Below are 20,661 nucleotides of genomic sequence, written 5' to 3' on the forward strand. Positions count from 1 at the left end.
CCGCGTCGAGCCTCTTCCCAGGCCCGTCTGCCAGGATCAGAGCATGTCTCCACGCCGCCCTGCCGCCCGACCGGGCAACCGCGCGGGCGAGCGCCCGAGTCCCTCGCGCAGCCGAGCCCGCGACACCCGTGGCGCCGGCTCGACGCGTCCCGCGGGCCAGGGTGGGAGCAGCACGCGGTCGGGCCGCGCCCGCACCGTGCGCAGCGCGGACGCCGCCACCGGCTCCGGGGTCGGCTCGCGCAAGGGGTTCCGCGGGGGCAGCAGAGGCGCCCGGGACGCCCGCACGCCCCAGCACACGGTCCTCAGGCTCGGAGGCCCCGACGGCGTCGCCGTCCCCGCCCGTGTCCTTGTCCTCGTCCTCGTCCTCCTCGGCGCCTTCATCGTCACCTTCCCCTCCTTGCGCGGCTACCTCCACCAGCAGGCGCAGTACGACGCCGTCATCGACGAGATCGCCTCCGCCAAGGCCACCTCGACCGCCCTCGAGCAGGACCTCGCCGACTGGAACGACGACGACTACGTCAAGGCCCAGGCCCGCGAGCGCCTCTCCTACGTCATGCCCGGTGACACGACCTATGTCGTCGTCGGCGCCCAGGCCTACGAGGACGGCTCCGCCTCGGACGGCGGCTCCGCCTCCGACACGGCGACCGGCCCCTGGTACGACACCCTGCGCGAGTCCGCCCGCGTCGCCGGTGAGGACGGCGAGCAGACCACGGACCCGGCGCAGCGCGGCTGGTCCACGGCCGTGCCCACCGTCCCGACCCCGACCTCGGCCCCCACTGACCTGAACGCCTACTCCCGTACCCTCGGCGAGCCGTGAGGAGACACCCCGTGACGCAGCAGCCCACCACCCCAGCCGGTCCGGCCGAGCCCACGACCGCCGACGCCGCGCCCGAGGCCGGCGCCGCGCAGGCCACCTCCTCCGCCGACGCCGCCGTGGCCCCCGAGGACCTCGAGGCGCTGCGCGAGCAGCTCGGCCGCGTGCCCCGCGGCGTCGTCGAGATCGCCGCGCGCTGCGTGTGCGGGCGCCCCACCGTCGTCCGGACCGCGCCGCGACTGCCCGACGGCTCGCCCTTCCCCACGAGCTACTACCTCACCCACCCGGCGGCCGTGAAGGGCTGCTCCACCCTCGAGGCCGAGCACCTCATGGAGCAGTACAACGCCGACCTCGCCGAGGACCCCGAGCTCGCCGCCGCCTACGCCCGGGCGCACGAGGACTACCTCGCCCGCCGCGCCGAGCTCGGCACCGTGGAGGAGATCGAGGGCGTCTCCGCCGGCGGCATGCCGACCCGCGTCAAGTGCCTCCACGCCCTCCTCGGGCACGCCCTGGCCGCCGGCCCGGGCACCAACCCCCTCGGGGACCGGACCCTCGCCGTGCTCAAGGAGCGCGGTCTGTGGGACTCCGAGCGCTGCTCCTGCTGAGCGCTCCCGCTCCCCAGGGCAGGCCCCCTCCGCCACGCTCGCGCCGGCCCCCTCCCTCCCCCGATCCGCCAGGAGCACGTCACCATGACCCGCGTCGCCGCCATCGACTGCGGCACCAACACCATCCGCCTCCTCGTCGCCGACCTCCGTGAGCCGGGCGCGGACGGCCCCGCCCTGAACCCCGTCACCCGCCTCAACGAGATCGTCCGCCTCGGCCAGGGCGTCGACCGCACCGGCCGCCTCGACCCCGAGGCCCTCGAGCGCACCATGACGGTCCTGCGCTCCTACGCCGCCACCGTGCGCGAGCTCGGCGCCGAGCGGACCCGCTTCGTCGCGACGAGCGCCACCCGGGACGCCGAGAACCGCGCCGACTTCGTCGACGGCGTCCGCGAGGTCCTCGGCGTCGAGCCCGAGGTGGTCACCGGCGAGGAGGAGGCTCGGCTCTCCTTCGCGGGCACGCTCCTCGGCGTCGGCGAGCCCGACGACGGCCCGGGGCCCGAGCGCCTCGTCGTCGACCTCGGTGGCGGCTCCACCGAGCTCGTCCTCGGCAGGCGCGTCCCCGAGGCCGCCTACTCGATGAACACCGGGTCCGTGCGCGTCACCGAGCGCCACCTCGCCGACGGCGTCACGCCCGAGGCCGAGCGCGCCGCCCGCGACGACGTCCGCTTCCTCCTCGACACGGCCTGCGAGCGCGTCCCTGTGGCCCGCGCCGGCGAGCTCATCGGCCTCGCCGGCACCATCACGACCATCACGGCCCACGCCCTGGGGCTGACCGCCTTCGATCCCGAGGCGCTCGACGGTGCCCGCCTCAGCATCGACGAGGTCCTCGCCTCCTGCGACGCCGTCCTCCACTCCACGGCCTCCGAGCGCGAGTCCTGGGGCTACCTGCGACCCGGTCGCCGTGACGTCATCGCCGCCGGCGCGCTCGTGTGGAGCGAGGTCATCGGCCGCGTCGTCGAGGAGACGGCGGCGGCCGGGCATCCCGTGACGAGCACCGTCACGAGCCTCACCGACATCCTCGACGGCATCGCCCTCTCCCTCGCCGACGACCCCGCTCCCGAGCAGACACGGGACTGAGCGCCGTGGCCTCCCTCGCCCGGCTCCTCGACGGCCCCGGACCCCTCCCCGCCATCGCCGTCGCGACGACGGCCCCCGACGCCGACGGCGTCGCCCGCCAGGCCGAGCAGGCCGTCCGCGAGGGCGCCGAGGTCATCGAGCTGCGCGCGGACCTGCTGCGCGGTACCCCCGCCGCCCAGGACGGGGCCGACACCGCCGGTGCTGCGGTTGAGCGAGCCCGACGGGCGGTCGAGGTGCTGCGCAGCGCCCGCCGCGCGAGCGGGAGCGCCCCGCTCCTCCTCACCATCCGCTCCGGCCTCGAGGGCGGAGCCCTGGACGGCGGCGAGGCGTCCTACGCGGCTGCCCTCGACGCGCTCCTGGGCGCGCTGGCCGACGTGGCGGCCACGGAGCGCCCCGACGCCCTCGACGTCGAGATCGGCCGCCCGGACGCCCCCACCCTCATCGAACGGGCCCACGGGCTCGGGCTGGACGTCGTCGCCTCCTTCCACGACTTCCACGCCACGCCGGGCGACGCCGACCTGTACGGCCGCCTCGCCGCCATGGAGGCCGCCGGTGCCGACGCCCTCAAGGTCGCCGTCACGCCCTGTGACGCCGTCGACGTCGCCCGGCTCCTGCGCGTTACCGCGGAGGCCTCCGCCGCCCTCAGCGCCCCCGTCATCACGATGTCCATGGGAGACCTCGGAATCGTCACCCGCGTGGCAGGCGCTGTCTTCGGCTCCGCCCTCACCTTCGCCACCGCCGGCGACCGTCCCTCCGCCCCCGGACAGCCCCCGATCGCACTCGTGCGCTCGGCGCGCGAGCTCCTCGGGCCGGACCTGCGCGCCACGAGCTGACGTCGCGCCCGCGCCGCGCCGCGCCGCGCCGCGACGTCGGCTCGAGCGCCGGGAGCGCGAGCTCCGCGGGCGCGTGAGCAGCGTCGCGCTGCACGGGCGTACCGCCGTCGGCCGCGCCTCGGGTAGAGTGCCTGCGTTGCCCCGGCGAGGGACGCGCGGTCGTCTGCGCGCATCCGTGATCGACGTGGTGGTGCCGGAAGGTGCTGCGCGTCGTCGCGCCACGCCGGACCACCAGACCTGCGGGGCCTCTCCCCGCACCGACCGAGGAGAACCTCATGGCTAACAAGGCCACCACCCTCAAGGCCCAGAACCGCACCGACTTCGGCAAGGGCTCCGCCCGCCAGGCCCGCCGCGCCGGCCAGGTCCCCGCCGTCGTCTACGGCCACGGCACCGACCCGCGCCACGTCATCCTCGACGAGCACGCCACCCGCCTCGCCCTGCGCTCCAACGAGAACGCCCTCATCGAGCTCGACGTCGAGGGCGAGTCCGTCCTCGTCCTCACCAAGGACGTCCAGCGCCACCCGATCCGTCCGGGCGTGCAGCACGTCGACTTCCTCGTCGTCAACCGCAACGAGCGCGTCGAGGTCGAGATCCCGGTAGCCATCATCGGTGACCCCGAGCCCGGCACGATCCACATGATCGACTCCTCCCACCTCCTCGTCTCCGCCCCGGTCACCGCCATCCCGGAGACCATCGAGGTCGACATCACCGGCGTCGCCGCCGGCACCGTCATCACCGTCGCCGACCTCAAGCTCCCCGAGAACGTCGAGGCCGCCGTCGACGCCGAGACCGCGGTCGTCAACGTCGCCGACGAGGAGGCCGTCACCGACGAGGTCCCCGAGACCGTCCCGGCTGAGGGCGACGAGGCCGCTGAGGGTGCCGAGGCCGCCGAGGGCGAGTCCTCCGAGGAGGAGTCCTCCGAGGAGTGACCCCGCTCCCGCGCTGATCGGCGCGGGAACCTCTCGCAGGAACCCTCACGAAGGAGCTCTCATGAGCGACCCCTGGCTCATCATCGGGCTGGGGAACCCGGAGACCCGGTACGCCCGCAACCGCCACAACGTCGGCCACATGGTCGTCGACGTCCTGGCCGGGCGCACCGGGTCCCGGCTTTCCAAGCACAAGGCGCGCTCCCAGGCCGCCGAGGCCCGCATCGGCCTCATGCCGGGCGGTGCGCCCGGGCCCCGCGCCGTCCTGGCCGAGCCCTCCTCCTACATGAACGAGTCCGGCGGCCCGGTCAAGGCGCTCGTCCAGTTCTACGGGATCGACCCGACCGAGCGGCTCCTCGTCGTCCACGACGAGCTCGACCTGCCGGCGCACGAGCTGCGTCTCAAGCGCGGCGGCGGCGAGGGCGGGCACAACGGCCTGCGCTCTATCAGCCAGGCGCTCGGCACGAAGGACTACGTCCGTCTCCGCGTCGGGATCGGACGGCCGCCCGGCCGCCAGGATCCCGCCGACTACGTCCTGTCGGACTTCCCCGGTCGCGAGCGCGCGGGGCTGGAGGTCACCCTCGAGGAGGCCGCCGACGCCGTCGAGCAGGTCGTGACGCTGGGGCTGGCCGAGGCGCAGCAGCGCCTCCACTCCCGCTGAGCCGCGTCCCCTCCCACGAGATCGGTCCGGAGCCCGTAGGGGCTCCGGACCGGTCTCGTTGCTTGTTGCTTGTCGAGGGGGCTCAGGCCATGAGGCCCGTCTCGTAGGCGACGACGACGGCCTGGACTCGGTCGCGCACGTCGAGCTTCGCGAGCACGTTGCCCACGTGGGTCTTGACGGTCGTCGCCGAGACGACGAGGTGGTCGGCGATCTCCGCGTTCGACATGCCCTGCGCCATGAGCACGAGGATCTCCCGCTCGCGGGGCGTGAGCGAGGCGATGCGCGGGTCCTCCTTCGCCTCGCCCGCACCGTCCTCGGGCAGGTGCGAGGCGAACATCTCCAGCATGCGGCGCGTGACTCGCGGGGAGACGACCGCCTCGCCGCTCGCCACGGTGCGGATCGCGTCGGCGAGCTCCGCCGGGCGCGTGTCCTTGAGGAGGAAGCCGGAGGCGCCGGCCTTGAGACCCGCGAAGGCGTACTCGTCGAGGTCGAAGGTCGTCAGGATGAGGATCTTCGTGCTCGGGCACTGACGGGTGATCTGCGCCGTCGCGTCGATCCCGTTGACCCCGGGCATGCGGACGTCCATGAGGATGACGTCGGGCTTGAGGGCGCGGGCCTGCGAGAGGGCGGAGGCGCCGTCGGAGGCCTCGCCCACGACCTCGATGCCGTCCTCGGCGTCGAGGACCATGCGGAAGCCCATGCGCATGAGCGCCTGGTCGTCGGCGAGGACGACCGTCACGGGGCGTCGGGCTCCAGCGGCCTCGCCGGCCCCGGTCTCCTCAGCGGTCACATCGGCATCTGCCACGGCGTGGTCCCTTCATCGTCCTCGTCCCAGCGGAGCACCGCGCGGACTCTCCAACCGGTCGCGGTGGGCCCGGCGTCAACCGTCCCACCATAGACGGCAGCGCGCTCGCGCATGCCGATGAGCCCCTTGCCCGAGCCGTGCACCGGCGTCGATCCAGGGGCGGCGTCGTTGTCGTCGGTGAGCACCACGGTGCCCGTGTGCCGGCCGACCGCCAGCCTCACGGACCGGGTCGTCGGCGCGTAGCGCAGGATGTTCGTCATCGACTCCTGGGCGATGCGGAACAGGGTGAGCTGGAGGCCCTTGTCCTCCGGGAGCTCCCTGCCCGACCACTCGTACTCCACCGGGACGCCCGCGGCGCGGAAGCGGTCGACGAGAACTCGCAGGTCCGACTGCTCCGGCGCGGGAGCCATCGGGATGTCGCCCGTGCTGCGGTCAGCCCGGGCGTCGGTGGCCCGACGGCGCAGCGCGACGATGTCCTCGGTCGGCTCGTGCGGGGCGACCGTCCCCGGGGGAGCGAACTCGGGCACGGGCATCTCACGGACGACCGGGACCGAGCCGGTCGTCGGCTGGTCGGGCGTCGTGCCGCCGAGCGAGAAGAGCGAACGACGCCGGGAGACGTGCGGTGCCGCCTGCGGGGCCGCCGGAGGCTCCGGCGCCGCCACCAGCTGTGCCGGCGGTGCCGGGGCGGGGGTGACCTCCCCACCGGGGGCTCCCGCCACGTCGCCCGGGACCGCGGAAGCGGCCCCGGCCTGCGGGGTGCGGACCGCCGGGTCGGACGACGCGCCCGGGTCGTCGCGCAGGACACCGACGAGGCGGCGCGTGTCCGCCAGGGCGGAGCGGCCGGTCTCGGAGAGGATCCCGAGCGCCTCCTTCGCCATCTGCGGGTTGCGGTCGACGGAGGCGGCGGCGCCGTCGGCCATGGTGATCATGACGGCGAGGGAGTGGGCGACGACGTCGTGCATCTCGCGGGCGATCCGGCTGCGCTCGGCGGCGGCCGCCAGGAGGGCGGTCTGCTCGCGAGCGAGGGCGAGGCGGGCGGAGCGCTCCTCGACGGCGCTGAGGCGCTCGCGCTGGGTGCGCACGTTCATGCCGACGAGCACGCCGATGGAGTCGACGAGGAGGTAGACCGTGCCGAAGTAGAGCGCCTGCGTCAGCGTGAACGGGACCGTCGACGCGACCTGGTCCCCCAGCTGCACGGCGACCGCGGAGACGACGGCGCAGACCCAGGCCATCGGGGTCGACGCGTAGGCCGCGACCGAGCCGACGAGAACCGGGACGCCGAACCCCGCGTTCGTCGAGAAGACGTCGGTGAGGTAGGTGGGGCCGACGCCCTGGCGGTCGATGAGGAGGTTGACGGCGTCGAGGGCCAGGACGAGGAAGGTCAGCCCGGCCCACGCGAGGTACGGGTGGGAGCGGCGGACCGCGCACGTGCCCACGGTCGCCACGGCACCGAGCGCGAGCACCCACCAGCCGTGGTCGGGCACGATGTTCGTGGGACCCACCAGGTTCGGCCAGCTCGCGCCGATCCCGAAGAGCGTGAGGGCGATCCCGAGGAAGGCGTCGGCGCAGTGCGGGTGCTCGTTCCACCAGCGACGCAGGGCCCGTCCGGCCGTTCTCACCATGGTTCCATCCTCTCCCCTCACGCCCGCCCCGGCGCGGAGCGGTCCTCCAAGGACCGCTCCGCGCCGGGGCGGGTGCACTGATCGCGCGGCTCAGGCGTCTCTGCGGGTGAAGGACACCCAGGCCAGCAGCAGCGGCACGATCGCCCAGGCGGCGAAGACCGCGGCGGCGGCAGCGTGGGTGAGCCACATCCCCGAGCCCGCGTGCTCGGCCCACTGGACCTGCACGCTGAAGGGGTCGACGACGGCGTTGACGGAGGTCGAGGGGATGATCTCGTAGGCCTTGGACGCCCAGTCCCACTTGAGCTGTGCCATGCCGAGCGGGATCTGGACGACGAAGAGCAGGCAGACGACGACGGTGATGGCGCCGGCGGTGGAGCGCAGGAGGAGACCGAGGCCGAGGCTCATGAGCGCGATGCCCGCGTAGGCGAGGCCCGTGCCCCAGACGTAGCCGAGCATGCGGTGGTCGGTGAGAGCGATCGTGCCCGTGCGCATGAGCGGGGTCGCGATCGCCCAGGCGAGGAGGATCGAGACGACGCCGAGGAGGAAGGACCACGCCGCGATGACGGCCGCCTTGGCGGTCAGGAGACGGGTGCGCCGCGGCACGGCGGCGAGTGAGGAGCGGATCTGGCCGGAGGAGTACTCGCCGGTGATGACGAGGGCTCCGAGGACGGCGACGACGATCTCGCCGAAGGTGGTCCCGGCGGGGAGCATCTGCCAGGAGGTCGGGTCCCCCTCCTCCGTGTTCGCGTAGGCGAGGGCGAGGGCGATACCGGCGCCGGAGGTGATGATGAGAGTGAGCAGGCTCGTGACCCACGTGGAGCGCAGGGTCGTGAGCTTGAGCCACTCGGCTCGGATGGCGCGGCCGAAGGTCTGCTTGCCCGTCAGGCGGGTGCGGCCGACGGGGGCGGAGGGCACGGCGAAGGAGGTGGCGGCGGTGGTCATGGTGGGTTTCTCCTGTGGTCGCGTCGTGGCTCAGTGCTGGGCGGGGGCAGTCGGTGCCTCGGCGCCTGCGCCGCCGGTCCGGTACTCGACGGAGTCCCCTGTGAGCTCGAGGTAGGCGTCCTCGAGGCTGGCGTGCTGCGTGTGGAGCTCGTGCAGGACGATCCCGCGCCGGGCGGCGACCTCGCCGATCCGCGAGGCGGGCACCGCCGTCGTCGACAGTCCGTGCTCGCCGTCGGGACGCGTCTGGACGCCCTCCGCGGCGAGCGCCTCGGCGAGCTCGGCGACGTCGGGGGAGACGACCCGGACGACGTCGCTCGTGGCGCCCGCGATGACCTCGTCGACGGGGCCCTGGGCGAGGATGCGGCCACGGCCGATGACGATGAGGTGGTCGGCGGTGAGGGCCATCTCGCTCATGAGGTGGGAGGAGATGAAGACGGTGCGTCCCTCGGAGGCGAGGCGCCGGCAGGTCTCGCGGACCCACTTGACGCCCTCGGGGTCGAGCCCGTTGACCGGCTCGTCGAAGATGAGGGTCTGCGGGTCGCCGAGGAGCGCGGCGGCGATGCCGAGTCGCTGGCCCATGCCGAGGCTGAAGCCCTTGACGCGCTTTCGCGCGACCTCGGTGAGGCCGGTGAGCTCGAGGACCTCGTCGACGCGGCGGCGCGGGACGCCGTTGGAGGCGGCGAGCTGGGTGAGGTGGGCGCGGGCGGTGCGGGAGCCGTGGAGGCCCTTGGCGTCCAGGAGGGCGCCGACCTCGCACAGCGGGGCGCTGAGGTCGCGGTAGCGGTTCCCGTTGACCGTGACCGAGCCCTCTGACGGGCGGTCCAGGCCCATGATCATGCGCATGGTCGTCGACTTGCCGGCGCCGTTGGGGCCGAGGAAGCCGGTGACGGTCCCGGGCTGGACGGTGAAGGAGACGTGGTCGACGGCGGTCTTGCGGCCGTAGCGCTTGGTGAGGTCGGTTGCCTGGATCATGGGTGTCCTTCGTGCAGGGGAGGGGCGGGCGACGGGGCTCGCCCCGGCCGTTGGCACGAGGCTAGGGAGCGTGGGCCCTCCGGGCGTCGGCCCAGGTGAGGAACTGGGACGCGCGACCGACTCGTCCGCGAGGAGGAGACGCGGTGGGGGAGGTCCCTGGCAGGCTCGCCCGTGCACCGGTGGGGAGACCTCCCCGGGGCGCCGTTGCCGGCACCGCGGGAATGTGAGGCAGGATGGCCGTGTTCGACCTGGTGGACCCGGAGCGCCGGGATGCTGCCTCGCTCCGCCGGTCACCACCTCCGTCCCCCCGTCTCCGAGAGGACACAGACACCATGAGCAATCCTTACTTCGACCGATCGCCCGCCTTCCGCGAGGGCGGCTCGGGCACGGGCACCGCGACGGCCTCCGCGCCGTCGCGCACCCCGAACGGCTACCCGACCATGCCTGGCTACGAGCCGGGGCGTGGCCAGGCACAGCAGGCCTACGGCCAGCAGTACGGCCAGCAGTACGGCTCTGCCCCCGCCTACGGGCAGCAGTACGGCCAGGCTCCGACCTACGGGCAGCAGGCCCAGCCGTACGGCCAGCAGCACGGCCAGCAGTACGGCTCTGTCTCACCCCAGCAGGTCTCCGACCTCGAGGCCCGCTACGGCGCCCCCGCTGCGGGCAACGTCGACCGCGGCCGGATGACCTACGACGACGTCATCGTGCGCACCGTCGGCATCTTCGCCGTCATCCTCGGCGTCGGCGCCGTCTCGTGGACGCTCGCCTCGCACGAGGCGACCTTCGGCGCCGGCGTCATGCTCATGGGCGTCGGTGCCATCGGCGCCCTCGTCATGGGCCTGGTCAACTCCTTCAAGAAGGTACCCAGCCCCGCACTCATCCTCACCTACGCCGTCTTCGAGGGCGCCATGCTCGGCGCCTTCTCCGGCGTCATGGAGCTGACCTACCCCGGGATCGTCCTGCAGGCGGTGCTCGCCACCGGAGCCACCTTCGCGGTCGTCCTGGCGGCCTACAAGTTCGCCGGCTTCCGCGTCCAGGGCCGGGCCGCCCGGATCCTCCTCGTCGCCATGGGCGGCTACCTGCTGTTCAGCATCGTCAACATGGTCCTCATGATGACCGGCGCCGTCTCCGACCCGTGGGGCCTGCGCGGCATGACGATCATGGGGATCCCGCTCGGCCTCATCATCGGGCTCGTCGCCGTCGTCATGGCGGCCTTCAGCCTCGCGATGGACTTCGAGTCCATCCAGCGCGGCGTCGAGCGCGGCCTGCCCCGGGTCTACGCCTGGGCGGGAGCCTTCGGCCTCGTCGTCACGCTCGTCTGGCTCTACGTGGAGTTCCTCCGCATCCTCGCCATCCTGCGCGACAACTGACGATCAGGTCGCGGGGCCCTGGCCCCGCGCCCACGACGCCTCCCGCAGCCCGCCCGGCCCCGCGCCCGGCGGGCTGCGGTGCGTCCAGGGCTGCGACGAGGGCGCGGCCGAGCGGTTACGCCCCTGGCCGACGCGACGGCGCGGCCGCCGTCGCCGGTTCCCCGCGCGGTCCGCCTCCCGTAGCCTGGCCGCATGATCAACACGCACATGCCGTCCGTCGAGGGCGCCAAGGGCACCAAGCCCGTCCTCACCTTCCCGACCGACGAGGCTCCGGAGGGCCTGCAGATCCAGGTGCTCGACGAGGGCACCGGCGACGTCGTCGAGGCCGGCGACCACATCGTCTGCCACTACCTGGGCCAGTCCTGGGGTGGCGACGTCTTCGACAACTCCTACGACCGCGGCGCCCCGCTCGACTTCCAGATCGGCGTCGGCATGGTCATCCGCGGCTGGGACGACGGCCTCGTCGGCCAGCGCGTCGGCTCCCGCGTCCTGCTCTCCATCCCCTCCGAGCTCGGCTACGGCGACCGCGGCGTCCCGCAGGCCGGCATCAAGGGCGGCGACACCCTCGTCTTCGTCACGGAGATCCTCGGCATCATGTGAGCCGTCCGGCCCGCGCCCGCGAGCCGGCCCTGACGCCACGGCGCCCCGGCGCACCCCAGCGGTGCGACCGGGGCGCCGTCGTGCGCGCTTGCCCTGGCCGCGTCACTGTGGGAGCCGAGTCTGACGGTTTCCGCTCGCTGACGACGGCGCAACCGACAGTCTCGGCGGGAAGGCGACACAGTGGGCGCGTCACGAGCGTGGCGCGGGTCCAGCGAGCGACCCCTTGCCCGGCCCCGCACGCCCCACCGCTACCCTGGAGGCAGCACGCACGCAGATCGTCAGGAGAACTCATGCCGCAGTACCGCAGCGCCACCTCCACCTCCGGCCGCAACATGGCCGGCGCCCGCGCCCTCTGGCGCGCCACCGGCGTCAAGGACGGCGACTTCGGCAAGCCGATCATCGCGATCGCCAACTCCTTCACCTCCTTCGTCCCCGGGCACGTCGGACTGCGCGACGTCGGCAAGCTCGTCGCGAAGGAGATCGAGGCCGCCGGCGGCATTGCCAAGGAGTTCAACACCATCGCCGTCGACGACGGCATCGCCATGGGTCACGACGGCATGCTCTACTCCCTGCCCAGCCGCGACCTCATCGCGGACTCAGTGGAGTACATGACCAACGCGCACACCGCCGACGCCCTCGTGTGCATCTCCAACTGCGACAAGATCACGCCCGGCATGCTCATGGCGGCCCTCCGCCTCAACATCCCCACGATCTTCGTCTCCGGCGGCCCCATGGAGTCCGGCAAGGTCACGGCGGCGGACGGCACCACCCGCAAGCTCGACCTCATCGACGCGATGATGGACGCCGCGGACCCCACCGTCTCCGACGACACCATCTCCGCCATCGAGCGCCTCGCCTGCCCCACCTGCGGCTCCTGCTCCGGCATGTTCACCGCCAACTCGATGAACTGCCTCACCGAGGCCCTCGGCCTCGCCCTGCCCATGAACGGCACCCTCCTCGCCACCCACTCCGACCGTGGCGAGCTCTTCAAGGACGCCGGCCGCCAGATCGTCGAGATCACCCGGGCCTACTACGAGCAGGACGACGCCTCCGTCCTCCCGCGCTCCATCGCCACCAAGGCCGCCTTCGAGAACGCCATGAGCCTCGACATCGCCATGGGTGGCTCCACCAACACGGTGCTCCACCTGCTGGCCGCCGCCCAGGAGGGTGAGGTCGACTTCAAGATGGCGGACATCGACCGCCTCTCGCGCCAGGTCCCGCACCTGTCCAAGCTCGCGCCGTCGACGAACCTCTACCATGTCGAGGACTGCCACCGCGCCGGCGGAATCATGGGCATCCTCGGCGAGCTCGACCGCGCCGGGCTCCTGGACACGTCCGTCACGAACGTCCTGCACGAGACCCTCGCCGAGGAGCTCGCCCAGTACGACATCGCCCGTCCCGGCGCCGACGGCGTCCGCGGCTCCGACGTCGCCCCGGAGATCCTCGAGCGCTACCACGCCGCCCCCGCGGGCGTGCGCACGACCGAGATGTTCTCCCAGGCCTCGCGCTGGGACAGCCTGGACACGGACCGCGAGAACGGCTGCATCCGCTCCAAGGAGCACGCCTACTCCCAGGACGGCGGCCTCGCCGTCCTCTTCGGCAACATCGCGGAGAAGGGCTGCATCGTCAAGACCGCGGGCGTCGACGCCTCGATCCTCACCTTCGCCGGCAACGCCGTCGTCTTCGAGTCCCAGGAGGACGCCGTCGAGGGCATCCTCGGCAAGAAGGTCAAGGCCGGAGACGTCGTCGTCATCAACCACGAGGGACCGCGCGGCGGACCGGGTATGCAGGAGATGCTGTACCCGACCACCTACATCAAGTCGATGCACCTCGGCAAGGAGTGCGCCCTCCTCACCGACGGCCGTTTCTCCGGCGGCACCTCGGGCCTGTCCATCGGGCACGTCTCCCCGGAGGCGGCGGCGGGCGGCCTCATCGGCCTGGTCGAGACCGGCGACCGCATCGAGATCGACATCCCGAACCGCACCATCGAGCTCAAGGTGGACGAGGCGGAGATCGCCCGCCGCCGCGCCGCGGAGGAGGAGCGCGGCGATGACGCGTGGTCCCCGCACGTGAGCCGCCCGCGCAAGATCTCGACGGCTCTGCGCGCCTACGCCATGCTCGCGACCTCTGCTGACGTCGGTGCCGTCCGCGACGTCACCAAGCTCCCGCGCTTCTGAGGCACCCCCTCGCCGAGATCGGGACATCCTGCCCGGCTGTCCAGGCGCCCCGGACCCCAGTGGTCCGGGGCGGCTGCGCGTCCGGGCTCGGACGCTGCCTGGACGGCAAGAGTGGTCAGTTCTCGTCACTTCTAGGGTGCCGGGAGGTGGCGTGCCTCGTGAATCCGCGTGATTCCGCGGATTCGCTTTGCATCCGTGCCTCGCACAGGCATAGAACTCACGAGAACTGGACAGTTCTCCGCCTCGGGGTCGCGGCGGCGGACGCCCGACGACCATGCTGAGCGCCCCGACTACCCTGAGGCCGTGAGCGAGCTGACGAGCAAGGGCACCGACTGGGACTCCGCGACCTACCTGCGGGAGGTGCTCAAGGCTCCGGTCTACGAGGCCGCCGAGCACACCCCGCTGCAGGAGATGCCGGCCCTCTCCGCCCGCCTCGGCAACCGCGTCGCCGTCAAGCGCGAGGACCTCCAGGCCGTCCACTCCTTCAAGATCCGTGGCGCCTACAACGCCATGCACGCCCTGTCCGACGCGGAGCGCGCCCGTGGCGTCATCACCGCGTCCGCCGGCAACCACGCCCAAGGGGTCGCCCGCTCCGCGAGCCTCCTCGGCGTCACCGCCACGATCGTCATGCCCACGGTCACCCCGCGCATCAAGGTGGACGCCGTTCGCGCGCTCGGCGGCGAGGTGGTCCTCTCCGGCGACAACTTCGACGCCGCCAAGGCCGAGGCCGTGCGCCTCGCCGACGCCGAAGGCCTCACCTTCATTCCGCCCTTCGACGACCCGCACGTCATCGCCGGCCAGGGCACGATCGGCCTCGAGCTCATCCAGCAGGACGCCGAGCTCAACCGCGTGTTCGTGCCCGTCGGCGGCGGTGGCCTCGTGTCCGGGATCGCCGTCCTCATCAAGGCGCTCATGCCGCACGTCGCCGTCATCGGCGTCGAGCACGAGGAGTCCGCCTGCCTCACCGCGGCCCTCGCGGCCGGTGAGCCCGTCGACCTCGCCCGAGTCGGGCTCTTCGCCGAGGGCGTCGCCGTACGGCGCATCGGCGACGAGACCTTCCGCGTCTGCTCCGCCCTCCTTGACGACGTCGTCACGGTCTCCTCCGACGAGACCTCCGCCGCCGTCCGCGACCTCTTCGAGGACGTCCGCGCCGTCCCGGAGCCCTCCGGAGCCATCGCGCTCGCGGGCCTCAAGAAGTACGTCGCCGAGCACGAGATCGCGGGGGAGCGGCTCGCGTGCGTGCTCTCGGGCGCCAACCTCAACTTCCACCAGCTGCGCTACATCTCCGAGCGATCCGAGATCGGCGAGCAGCGTGAGGCCATCCTCGGTGTCACCATCCCCGAGCGCCAGGGCGAGTTCCTGCGCTTCGCCTCGGTCCTCGGGGGCCGTGCGGTCACGGAGTTCAACTACCGGGTGGGTGCTGCCGACGACGGCGACCCCGCACGGATCTTCGTCGGCGTGCGGCTCACGCGCGGGCGCGAGGAGCGCGCCGGGATCGTCGCGGACCTGGAGAAGGCCGGCTACGGCGTCGTCGACCTCACCGAGGACGAGCTCGCCAAGGTGCACGTGCGCTCGATGATCGGGGGACGTGCGCCGGCCGGCCTGTCCGAGCGCCTGTTCAGCGTCGAGTTCCCAGAGGCGCCGGGCGCGCTCGTCCGGTTCCTCGACGTGCTCGGGACGCGCTGGAACATCACGCTCTTCCACTACCGGACCGACGGCGCCGACTACGGACGCATCCTGTGCGCCTTCGAGGCGGGCGCCGAGGACGCGGAGCTCACCGAGCACATGGACCGGCTCGGCTACGCGTACCACGAGGAGACGCAGGATCCGTCGGCGCGCTTCTTCCTGGCGCGCTGAGGGGGCGCGGTCGACCTCGCCGCGTGGATCGCCCGAGCTCGAGGCCAGGATGTCCCGATCTCGCGAGAGATGGGAGCTGAGCGAGGCCAGGTCTGGGGGAGCGACTGAGAGGCGATGCCCATCGGTGTGGTGGGAATCATGGGATCAGATTTCGTTGAAGTATCCACTTCTCACGTAGGGTCGTTCACGTCTCAAGTACCTCGGTCCCTCCAAGGAGCCACCTCATGACCAAGATCGCCGTCATCTCCTCCTCCGTCCGCCCCGCCTCCGTCGGCGGTCCCGTCGCCGAGTGGGTCACCGAGAAGGCCAACACGGTCGAGGGCGTCCAGGCCGACGTCGTCCGCGTCGCCGACTTCAACCTGCCCCTCTTCGCCGAGGACTACCCGACGGCCATGCGCCCCGCGCAGGACCCTGCCGCCGTCACGTGGAACGAGACCCTCGCCGCCTACGACGGCTACGTCATCGTCACCCCGGAGTACAACCACTCGATCCCCGGCGCCCTCAAGAACGCCCTCGACTTCATCTCCCCGGCCACCCTCGCGAACAAGGCCGTCGGCCTCGTCGCCTACTCCTTCTCCGCCGGCCACCGCCCGATCGAGCACCTGCGTCAGATCCTCGCCAACTTCTCCGCCGGCGTCGTCCGCGACCAGGTCAACCTCCACCTCGCCAGCGACTTCAAGAACATGAGCGAGTTCGCCCCGGCCGACTTCCACGACGCCGAGGTCCCCACCATGGTCTCCTCCATGGTCACCCTCGACGGCGCCCTCGCCACCCTGCGCTGACCCCGGTGGTCCGCTGAGGGCTCCCGGCGTCGACGCGCCGCCGCCCCCGACAGCCCGAACCGGCCCGCCACCCCTCTCGGGACGGCGGGCCGGTTCGTCGTGCGGCGAGGAGCTGGGGCGGGGGAGGCCGTCGTTGCGCCGCGCCGACGGCGCGTGGTGCTCAGACCGTCTCGGTCTCGGCCGCGTCGTCGTCCTCTCCCGGCTCGGCGAGCTCGAGGCTCCGGTACCGGTTGACCGCCGCGGCGACGTCGACCGCCCGCGGGCGCGTCAGGAAGGCGGGGCGCTCGGTGCGGCCGCCCAGCGCGTCGAGGCCCTCGTCGTCGAGGAGCGCGTCGAGGTCCCCGAGGCACTCGGCGAGCGTCGACTCGCCGTCGAAGCGACGCTCGAGCAGCGCGCGCAGCGCCCGGGCGATCGCCTCCGCCTGGCCCGGGTCGACGATCCCCGCCACATCGGAGACGTCGATCTCCTCGCGGTCCAGGCTCAGTGCCTCCGTCCCGCGGGAGCGGACCTTGACCGGGCCGCGCCGGTCGGCGTCGTCGAGCCCCGGCAGCGGGACGCGGCCCGCCCCCTTGGGAAACCCGTCCAGTGCCGTCGTCTCGCGCGGGGAGGAGGCCGCGACCTCGCGCGCCCACTCGGTGGCGTCCTCGAGACGGTAGGAGTCCATGAGGAGGACGTGGTCGGCGACGTCGAGGTAGTCCCCGGAGCCGCCCATGACGAGCACCGTGGAGACGCCGCGGTCCTCCGCCAGGGCGGAGACACGGTCGACGAGCGGCGTGATCGGCTCGCGCTCGGCGGCGACGAGCTCGCGCATGCGGGCGTCGCGGATGAGGAGGTTCGTCGCCGAGGTGTCCTCGTCGAGCAGCAGCGCGCTCGCGCCCGCCTCGACGGCCTCGATGATCGAGGCGGCCTGCGAGGTGGAGCCCGAGGCGTTCTTCGTGGTGAAGGAGGACGTGTCGCGGCCGCCTGGCAGGTGACCGATGAACGGCCGGAGGTCGACGCCCGTGACGGCGCGGCCGTCGGCGGCCCGGACCTTGATGGCGCTCGGCGCGGTGGCGACCAGCTCGCGCCCGTCGCCGGGCACGTGCGGGTAGACGCCCCGCTCGATGGCGGTGAGCAGCGTGGACTTGCCGTGGTATCCGCCGCCGACGACCAGGGTGACACCCGGGCCGATGACGGTGCCCCGGACGGGGCCCGCGTGGGGGAGCGTCACCGTCGCGGCGAGGGACTCGGGGGCCGTGGGGGCGACGGCGCCGGAGCGCATGGGCTCGTCGGAGACGCCGGAGCGGCGGGGGAGGAGCGAGCCGTCGGCGAGGAAGGCGACCCAGCCGTTGGTCTCGACCGCCCGCGTGAGCGCCCGGTGGTCCTCGAGGGCGGCGACGTGCGCGCGAAGGCGGTCGGCGCGCTCCCCGGTGAGGTCGAGCGCCCGCTCGAGGGCCCGGGGCAGGTCGAGGCTGACGATGCGCGCCGCCTCGCGTCCCTGGATCGAGCGGCCGCGGGCCGGGAGGGCCAGGCGGGCGCGGATCTCGAGGGCGGCGGGTGCTGGGGGCGCGATTGGGGCCGGCGCCTCGTCGGCGTCCGTGTTGGCGCCGTCGCGATCGGAGCCGGCCCTCGAGGTCACCGGAGCGGCTGAGTCGTCCTCCGTCACCAACGCGCCGTCGTCGCTGAGCACGAGGACGCTGGAGCGCTCGAGGATCTCCTGCCCCGGCGCCGCGATCGACAGCGCCGTCCCGCGGAAGGAGGCGTGGAGCTCGCGCGTGAGGAAGTCGCCGACGGCGACCCGCCGGTCCGTCGTCGAGAGCAGCCCCTCCTCGTTGAGCACGGCCAGGCCGGGCAGGCTCAGCGGCACCTCGAGGTGGATCCGCGTCGGCGGCGCGTACGGGTCCGGCTGGACGCGGTCGACGACGAGCGCCCAGCCCACCGGCGCCTCGTAGCGGCCCACGATGGCCTTGTAGGCGGCGTAGGAGCGCGAGTCGATGGCGTGCAGATGGCCCACGAGGTCACCGAGCGAGCCCTCGCGCGGCGCGTCCTCGTGGTCGCGGCGCCGGCCCGACCGGGCCTGGTACCGGCCGCCGGAGCGCCGGTCGCGGCGACCCCGGTAGCCCGCGCCTGCGTGGGTCTCCTTGTCCGCGTGCCCACTCATGCTCCGGGCGCGTCCTCGGGGGCCAGGACGTCGGTCTGGGCCGGGAGGTCCGCGACTCCGACGGGGCACGTGACTCCGTTCGGGCCGTGGTTGCAGTAGCCGGCCGGGTTCTTGTGCAGGTAGCCCTGGTGGTAGTCCTCGGCCAGGTAGAAGGGGCCGCCGAACTCGGAGTAGAGGGAGTCCGCAGGGGCGATCGTCGTCACGCAGGTGCCGAGGTCGAGGCGCGTGAGCTCGCCCTGGAAGAGGTCGCGGACCTCGTGGGCGGCAGCGTCCTGCGCAGGGGTGGTCGTCCACACGGCGGAGCGGTACTGGGTGCCGACGTCATTGCCGTGACGGTTGAGGTGGGTGGAGTCGTGGTTCTCCCAGAACGTGCGCAGGAGCGCCTCGCCTCCCTCTCCGACGATGGCGGGGTCGTAGACGACGCGGACGGTCTCCGCGTGCCCCGTCCGGCCCGTGCAGACCTCGCGGTAGGTCGCGTTCGGGGTGGTGCCGCCCATGTAGCCGACGGCGGTGCTGATGACGCCCGGCTGGCGCCACAGGAACCGCTCGACGCCCCAGAAGCAGCCGGCGGCGAGGTAGAGGACCTGCGAGCCCTCGGGCCAGGGGCCGTCGATCGGGGTGTGGAGGACGACGTGCTCACCGGGGACGGGGAGGAGAGTCTCCTCGCGTCCGGGGATGACTGTGCTGCGCGTGGGGGTGCTCGACATGCCGGTCACGCTACCGCGGGCGGGAGCGCCATGTGCTTCTCAGACGAGCGAGTTGGGGCGATGGCTGTAGAGCGTCGTGCACCTCGTGGATCGAGGAGTCCATGTTCGTTGACGCGTGACCCATGCATGTGGTTGCCGCGATCTCACAGCGATTGATAGCGCGCACTGGGGCGTTCTCCAGAAGTCTCTGGGGCGCGGTCTGGTGTGGGCCTCGGTGCATTCGGGATGGGCTGACACGGCTGATCCGGCCTCCCGCCAACGCCTACCTCTCGTTTCTCGATCCTGCAACAATTCAACAGACAACCCTGTGTCAGCCGCATGCGCCAACATAAGGTTGCATGTGTAGACCCAGAACGTGGAGTTCCTCCTCTCATTGGGGGAATATCGGCGTACTCATCTTCCGGAAGGAAACTCCCATGAGGGTATCTCAACGACTCAGGGGAAGGCGACGAAAGGTTGCCGCCACCCTGTCTGCCCTGGCCCTCGGTGCCACCGGCATCGTCGGCGCGACGACGGCCCTGTCACCGCAGGCTGACGCGTACACACCGATCACGAAGGACGTCGCCTTCGGAACGCCTGACGGCCCTGACCCGACGGTGACAACCAAGATCACCCTCGACGACGCGGACGGCGTGGTCGACCCGGGTCAGTCGATCAAGTACCAGATCACGACGACGGCCACCGCCCCGCAGCCCGGATACACCTCGAGCGACGGCAAGGACTACATCCGAGCCGTCTACGTCGTGGTCACCCCGGACAAGAACGCGCCCGTGACCTCCGCGAACTTCCTGTCCCCCTCGGACTTCACGTGGAGCGACGGACGCACCCACCAGTTCCTCGTCGGCGCTGATGGCAACACGGTGGCGCCGAGCATCGACCCGGCCACTGGGGCCGTGACCTACTCCTTCGGTGAGCCAGACATCCAGTCGTCATTCACCACGACGAACCCCCTCACGGTCACGTTCGCCCAGCCCGCTACCGTGTCGTCCTCGGCGCCCGCCGGCTCGACGCTCACGGCCAAGGCCGAGGCCGTTGCGGACATCAACCCGCTGGGGTCCTGGACGCACACCGACCCCACCTACAGCGAGTTCGACACCCAGACCTGCTCCGTGACCGGAACGACGACGCACACGTTCCACGGTGGCAGCTACGGCCAGTGGTTGGCTGAGATCTGGGTCGAGACCAACGACAACGTCATCAATCCGGACCCGGCAGGCCCGATCGTCACGGTCACCGCCCCGGATGGCACGGACCTGACCTCCCAGATTTTCGATGGGTCTCAGACGCTCAACCCGAACGACACCGACGGTTCGGAGATCACGAGCCTGCCGCTCGACGGTTATCAGTTCCGTCAGTCGATCAACTTCCCCTTCGACAAGGACACCTCCACCGGTGAGAAGTGGATCCCGGACGGGACGACCTTCACCTTCACCCAGAAGCTCTTCGTCTCGGGCTGCCAGCCCAACGACGGCACCACCTGGAGCACCTCCTACGCCTGGGGCATCGACGTCATCGCCGCGACGAACTCTCGCGAGGCCGTCGCTGACGACACCGTCAACTTCACGGTCGCCGGCCAGACCCCCAAGGCCACCTTCAAGGTTGAGAAGGGTCTGGCTGATGGTCAGGGCTCGGCTGTTGATCTTGTGAAGCGCCCTGGGTTTCGTTCCGACCTGTTATCTCAAGGAGGATCGGATCATGCCCCAGAAGTACACGCCCGAGTTCAAGGCGCGCGCCCTGCAGCTCATCGAAGAACGCGTCCAGGCCGAGCAGT

At 72.2% G+C, this 20,661-nt stretch carries 18 protein-coding genes; 12 read left to right on the forward strand and 6 right to left on the reverse strand.

Annotated features, from left to right (window positions below; translation table 11 throughout):
• Nucleotides 1-43 precede the first annotated feature (43 nt).
• From IXW69_RS09600 to pth, 6 genes are all read left to right on the forward strand, one after another.
• Nucleotides 44-817 carry an FtsB family cell division protein gene (locus tag IXW69_RS09600; protein ID WP_194786123.1) on the forward strand — a complete coding sequence of 258 codons (774 nt, stop codon included), beginning with the start codon at nucleotides 44-46 and terminating at the stop codon, nucleotides 815-817.
• 116 nt (nucleotides 818-933) lie between these two features.
• Nucleotides 934-1,419 carry a DUF501 domain-containing protein gene (locus tag IXW69_RS09605; protein WP_323745269.1) on the forward strand — a complete coding sequence of 162 codons (486 nt, stop codon included), beginning with the start codon at nucleotides 934-936 and terminating at the stop codon, nucleotides 1,417-1,419.
• Between the two features lie 84 nt (nucleotides 1,420-1,503).
• Nucleotides 1,504-2,496: a Ppx/GppA phosphatase family protein gene (locus IXW69_RS09610; RefSeq protein ID WP_194786125.1), complete on the forward strand. Its 993-nt coding sequence runs from the start codon at nucleotides 1,504-1,506 to the stop codon at nucleotides 2,494-2,496.
• Nucleotides 2,497-2,501: 5 nt separating this feature from the next.
• Nucleotides 2,502-3,329 (forward strand): type I 3-dehydroquinate dehydratase, encoded by an 828-nt coding sequence (gene aroD / locus IXW69_RS09615; protein ID WP_323745267.1) that lies wholly within the window; start codon nucleotides 2,502-2,504, stop codon nucleotides 3,327-3,329.
• 275 nt (nucleotides 3,330-3,604) lie between these two features.
• Entirely contained in the window at nucleotides 3,605-4,258 is a 654-nt protein-coding gene (locus IXW69_RS09620) for a 50S ribosomal protein L25/general stress protein Ctc (protein WP_194786126.1), read from the forward strand.
• A gap of 61 nt (nucleotides 4,259-4,319) precedes the next feature.
• Nucleotides 4,320-4,916, forward strand: coding sequence for an aminoacyl-tRNA hydrolase (pth, locus tag IXW69_RS09625; protein WP_194786127.1), 597 nt, complete (start codon nucleotides 4,320-4,322; stop codon nucleotides 4,914-4,916).
• An 82-nt stretch (nucleotides 4,917-4,998) separates the two neighbouring features.
• On the opposite strand, the gene IXW69_RS09630 is transcribed toward pth, so the two are convergent.
• The 4 genes from IXW69_RS09630 to IXW69_RS09645 form a co-directional block, all read right to left on the reverse strand.
• Nucleotides 4,999-5,721 (reverse strand): response regulator, encoded by a 723-nt coding sequence (locus IXW69_RS09630; protein WP_407646562.1) that lies wholly within the window; start codon nucleotides 5,719-5,721, stop codon nucleotides 4,999-5,001.
• Nucleotides 5,703-7,343, reverse strand: a complete 1,641-nt coding sequence (locus tag IXW69_RS09635) for a sensor histidine kinase (RefSeq protein WP_194786128.1) — start codon at nucleotides 7,341-7,343, stop codon at nucleotides 5,703-5,705. The genes IXW69_RS09630 and IXW69_RS09635 overlap by 19 nt, the downstream gene beginning before the upstream one ends.
• 90 nt (nucleotides 7,344-7,433) lie before the next feature.
• Nucleotides 7,434-8,285, reverse strand: coding sequence for an ABC transporter permease subunit (locus IXW69_RS09640; RefSeq protein ID WP_194786129.1), 852 nt, complete (start codon nucleotides 8,283-8,285; stop codon nucleotides 7,434-7,436).
• A gap of 30 nt (nucleotides 8,286-8,315) precedes the next feature.
• A complete protein-coding gene (locus IXW69_RS09645) occupies nucleotides 8,316-9,257 on the reverse strand; it encodes an ABC transporter ATP-binding protein (RefSeq protein WP_194786130.1) in 942 nt (313 codons plus the stop codon).
• Between the two features lie 332 nt (nucleotides 9,258-9,589).
• Here IXW69_RS09645 and IXW69_RS09650 point away from each other — a divergent pair, with 332 nt between their 5' ends.
• The 5 genes from IXW69_RS09650 (at nucleotide 9,590) to IXW69_RS09670 (ending at nucleotide 16,043) form a co-directional block, all read left to right on the forward strand.
• Nucleotides 9,590-10,627: a Bax inhibitor-1/YccA family protein gene (locus IXW69_RS09650; RefSeq protein WP_194786131.1), complete on the forward strand. Its 1,038-nt coding sequence runs from the start codon at nucleotides 9,590-9,592 to the stop codon at nucleotides 10,625-10,627.
• Nucleotides 10,628-10,819: 192 nt separating this feature from the next.
• Nucleotides 10,820-11,227, forward strand: a complete 408-nt coding sequence (locus IXW69_RS09655) for an FKBP-type peptidyl-prolyl cis-trans isomerase (RefSeq protein ID WP_194786132.1) — start codon at nucleotides 10,820-10,822, stop codon at nucleotides 11,225-11,227.
• A gap of 290 nt (nucleotides 11,228-11,517) precedes the next feature.
• Nucleotides 11,518-13,404 (forward strand): dihydroxy-acid dehydratase, encoded by a 1,887-nt coding sequence (ilvD, locus tag IXW69_RS09660; protein ID WP_194786133.1) that lies wholly within the window; start codon nucleotides 11,518-11,520, stop codon nucleotides 13,402-13,404.
• Between the two features lie 303 nt (nucleotides 13,405-13,707).
• The gene (gene ilvA, locus IXW69_RS09665) at nucleotides 13,708-15,261 is read left to right on the forward strand and encodes a threonine ammonia-lyase, biosynthetic (protein WP_194786134.1); all 1,554 of its coding nucleotides are present in this window, start codon (nucleotides 13,708-13,710) and stop codon (nucleotides 15,259-15,261) included.
• A 224-nt stretch (nucleotides 15,262-15,485) separates the two neighbouring features.
• Nucleotides 15,486-16,043: an NADPH-dependent FMN reductase gene (locus tag IXW69_RS09670; RefSeq protein WP_194786135.1), complete on the forward strand. Its 558-nt coding sequence runs from the start codon at nucleotides 15,486-15,488 to the stop codon at nucleotides 16,041-16,043.
• A 160-nt stretch (nucleotides 16,044-16,203) separates the two neighbouring features.
• On the opposite strand, the gene IXW69_RS09675 is transcribed toward IXW69_RS09670, so the two are convergent.
• On the reverse strand, nucleotides 16,204-18,183 hold the full coding sequence (locus IXW69_RS09675) for an ABC-ATPase domain-containing protein (protein WP_194786136.1): 1,980 nt from the start codon (nucleotides 18,181-18,183) through the stop codon (nucleotides 16,204-16,206).
• Nucleotides 18,180-18,890 carry a peptide-methionine (S)-S-oxide reductase MsrA gene (gene msrA, locus IXW69_RS09680; protein ID WP_194786137.1) on the reverse strand — a complete coding sequence of 237 codons (711 nt, stop codon included), beginning with the start codon at nucleotides 18,888-18,890 and terminating at the stop codon, nucleotides 18,180-18,182. The genes IXW69_RS09675 and msrA overlap by 4 nt, the downstream gene beginning before the upstream one ends.
• A 596-nt stretch (nucleotides 18,891-19,486) precedes the next feature.
• Between msrA and IXW69_RS09685 the strand changes: the two genes are divergently transcribed.
• On the forward strand, nucleotides 19,487-20,661 hold a 1,175-nt coding region (locus IXW69_RS09685), incomplete at its 3' end, for a hypothetical protein (RefSeq protein WP_194786138.1).

It is taken from the genome of Actinomyces haliotis, from assembly GCF_015355765.1.
GTDB classification, from domain to species: Bacteria; Actinomycetota; Actinomycetes; order Actinomycetales; family Actinomycetaceae; genus Actinomyces; species Actinomyces haliotis.

Bases quoted from the DNA above. Each gene is read 5' to 3' on its own strand.
- IXW69_RS09640 (WP_194786129.1), bottom strand. From the start codon at position 8,285: ATGACCACCGCCGCCACCTCCTTCGCCGTGCCCTCCGCCCCCGTCGGC.
- IXW69_RS09670 (WP_194786135.1), top strand. From the start codon at position 15,486: ATGACCAAGATCGCCGTCATCTCCTCCTCCGTCCGCCCCGCCTCCGTC.
- IXW69_RS09600 (WP_194786123.1), top strand. From the start codon at position 44: ATGTCTCCACGCCGCCCTGCCGCCCGACCGGGCAACCGCGCGGGCGAG.
- IXW69_RS09620 (WP_194786126.1), top strand. From the start codon at position 3,605: ATGGCTAACAAGGCCACCACCCTCAAGGCCCAGAACCGCACCGACTTC.
- IXW69_RS09645 (WP_194786130.1), bottom strand. From the start codon at position 9,257: ATGATCCAGGCAACCGACCTCACCAAGCGCTACGGCCGCAAGACCGCC.
- IXW69_RS09655 (WP_194786132.1), top strand. From the start codon at position 10,820: ATGATCAACACGCACATGCCGTCCGTCGAGGGCGCCAAGGGCACCAAG.
- IXW69_RS09610 (WP_194786125.1), top strand. From the start codon at position 1,504: ATGACCCGCGTCGCCGCCATCGACTGCGGCACCAACACCATCCGCCTC.
- pth (WP_194786127.1), top strand. From the start codon at position 4,320: ATGAGCGACCCCTGGCTCATCATCGGGCTGGGGAACCCGGAGACCCGG.
- IXW69_RS09635 (WP_194786128.1), bottom strand. From the start codon at position 7,343: ATGGTGAGAACGGCCGGACGGGCCCTGCGTCGCTGGTGGAACGAGCAC.
- IXW69_RS09675 (WP_194786136.1), bottom strand. From the start codon at position 18,183: ATGAGTGGGCACGCGGACAAGGAGACCCACGCAGGCGCGGGCTACCGG.
- msrA (WP_194786137.1), bottom strand. From the start codon at position 18,890: ATGTCGAGCACCCCCACGCGCAGCACAGTCATCCCCGGACGCGAGGAG.
- ilvD (WP_194786133.1), top strand. From the start codon at position 11,518: ATGCCGCAGTACCGCAGCGCCACCTCCACCTCCGGCCGCAACATGGCC.
- IXW69_RS09650 (WP_194786131.1), top strand. From the start codon at position 9,590: ATGAGCAATCCTTACTTCGACCGATCGCCCGCCTTCCGCGAGGGCGGC.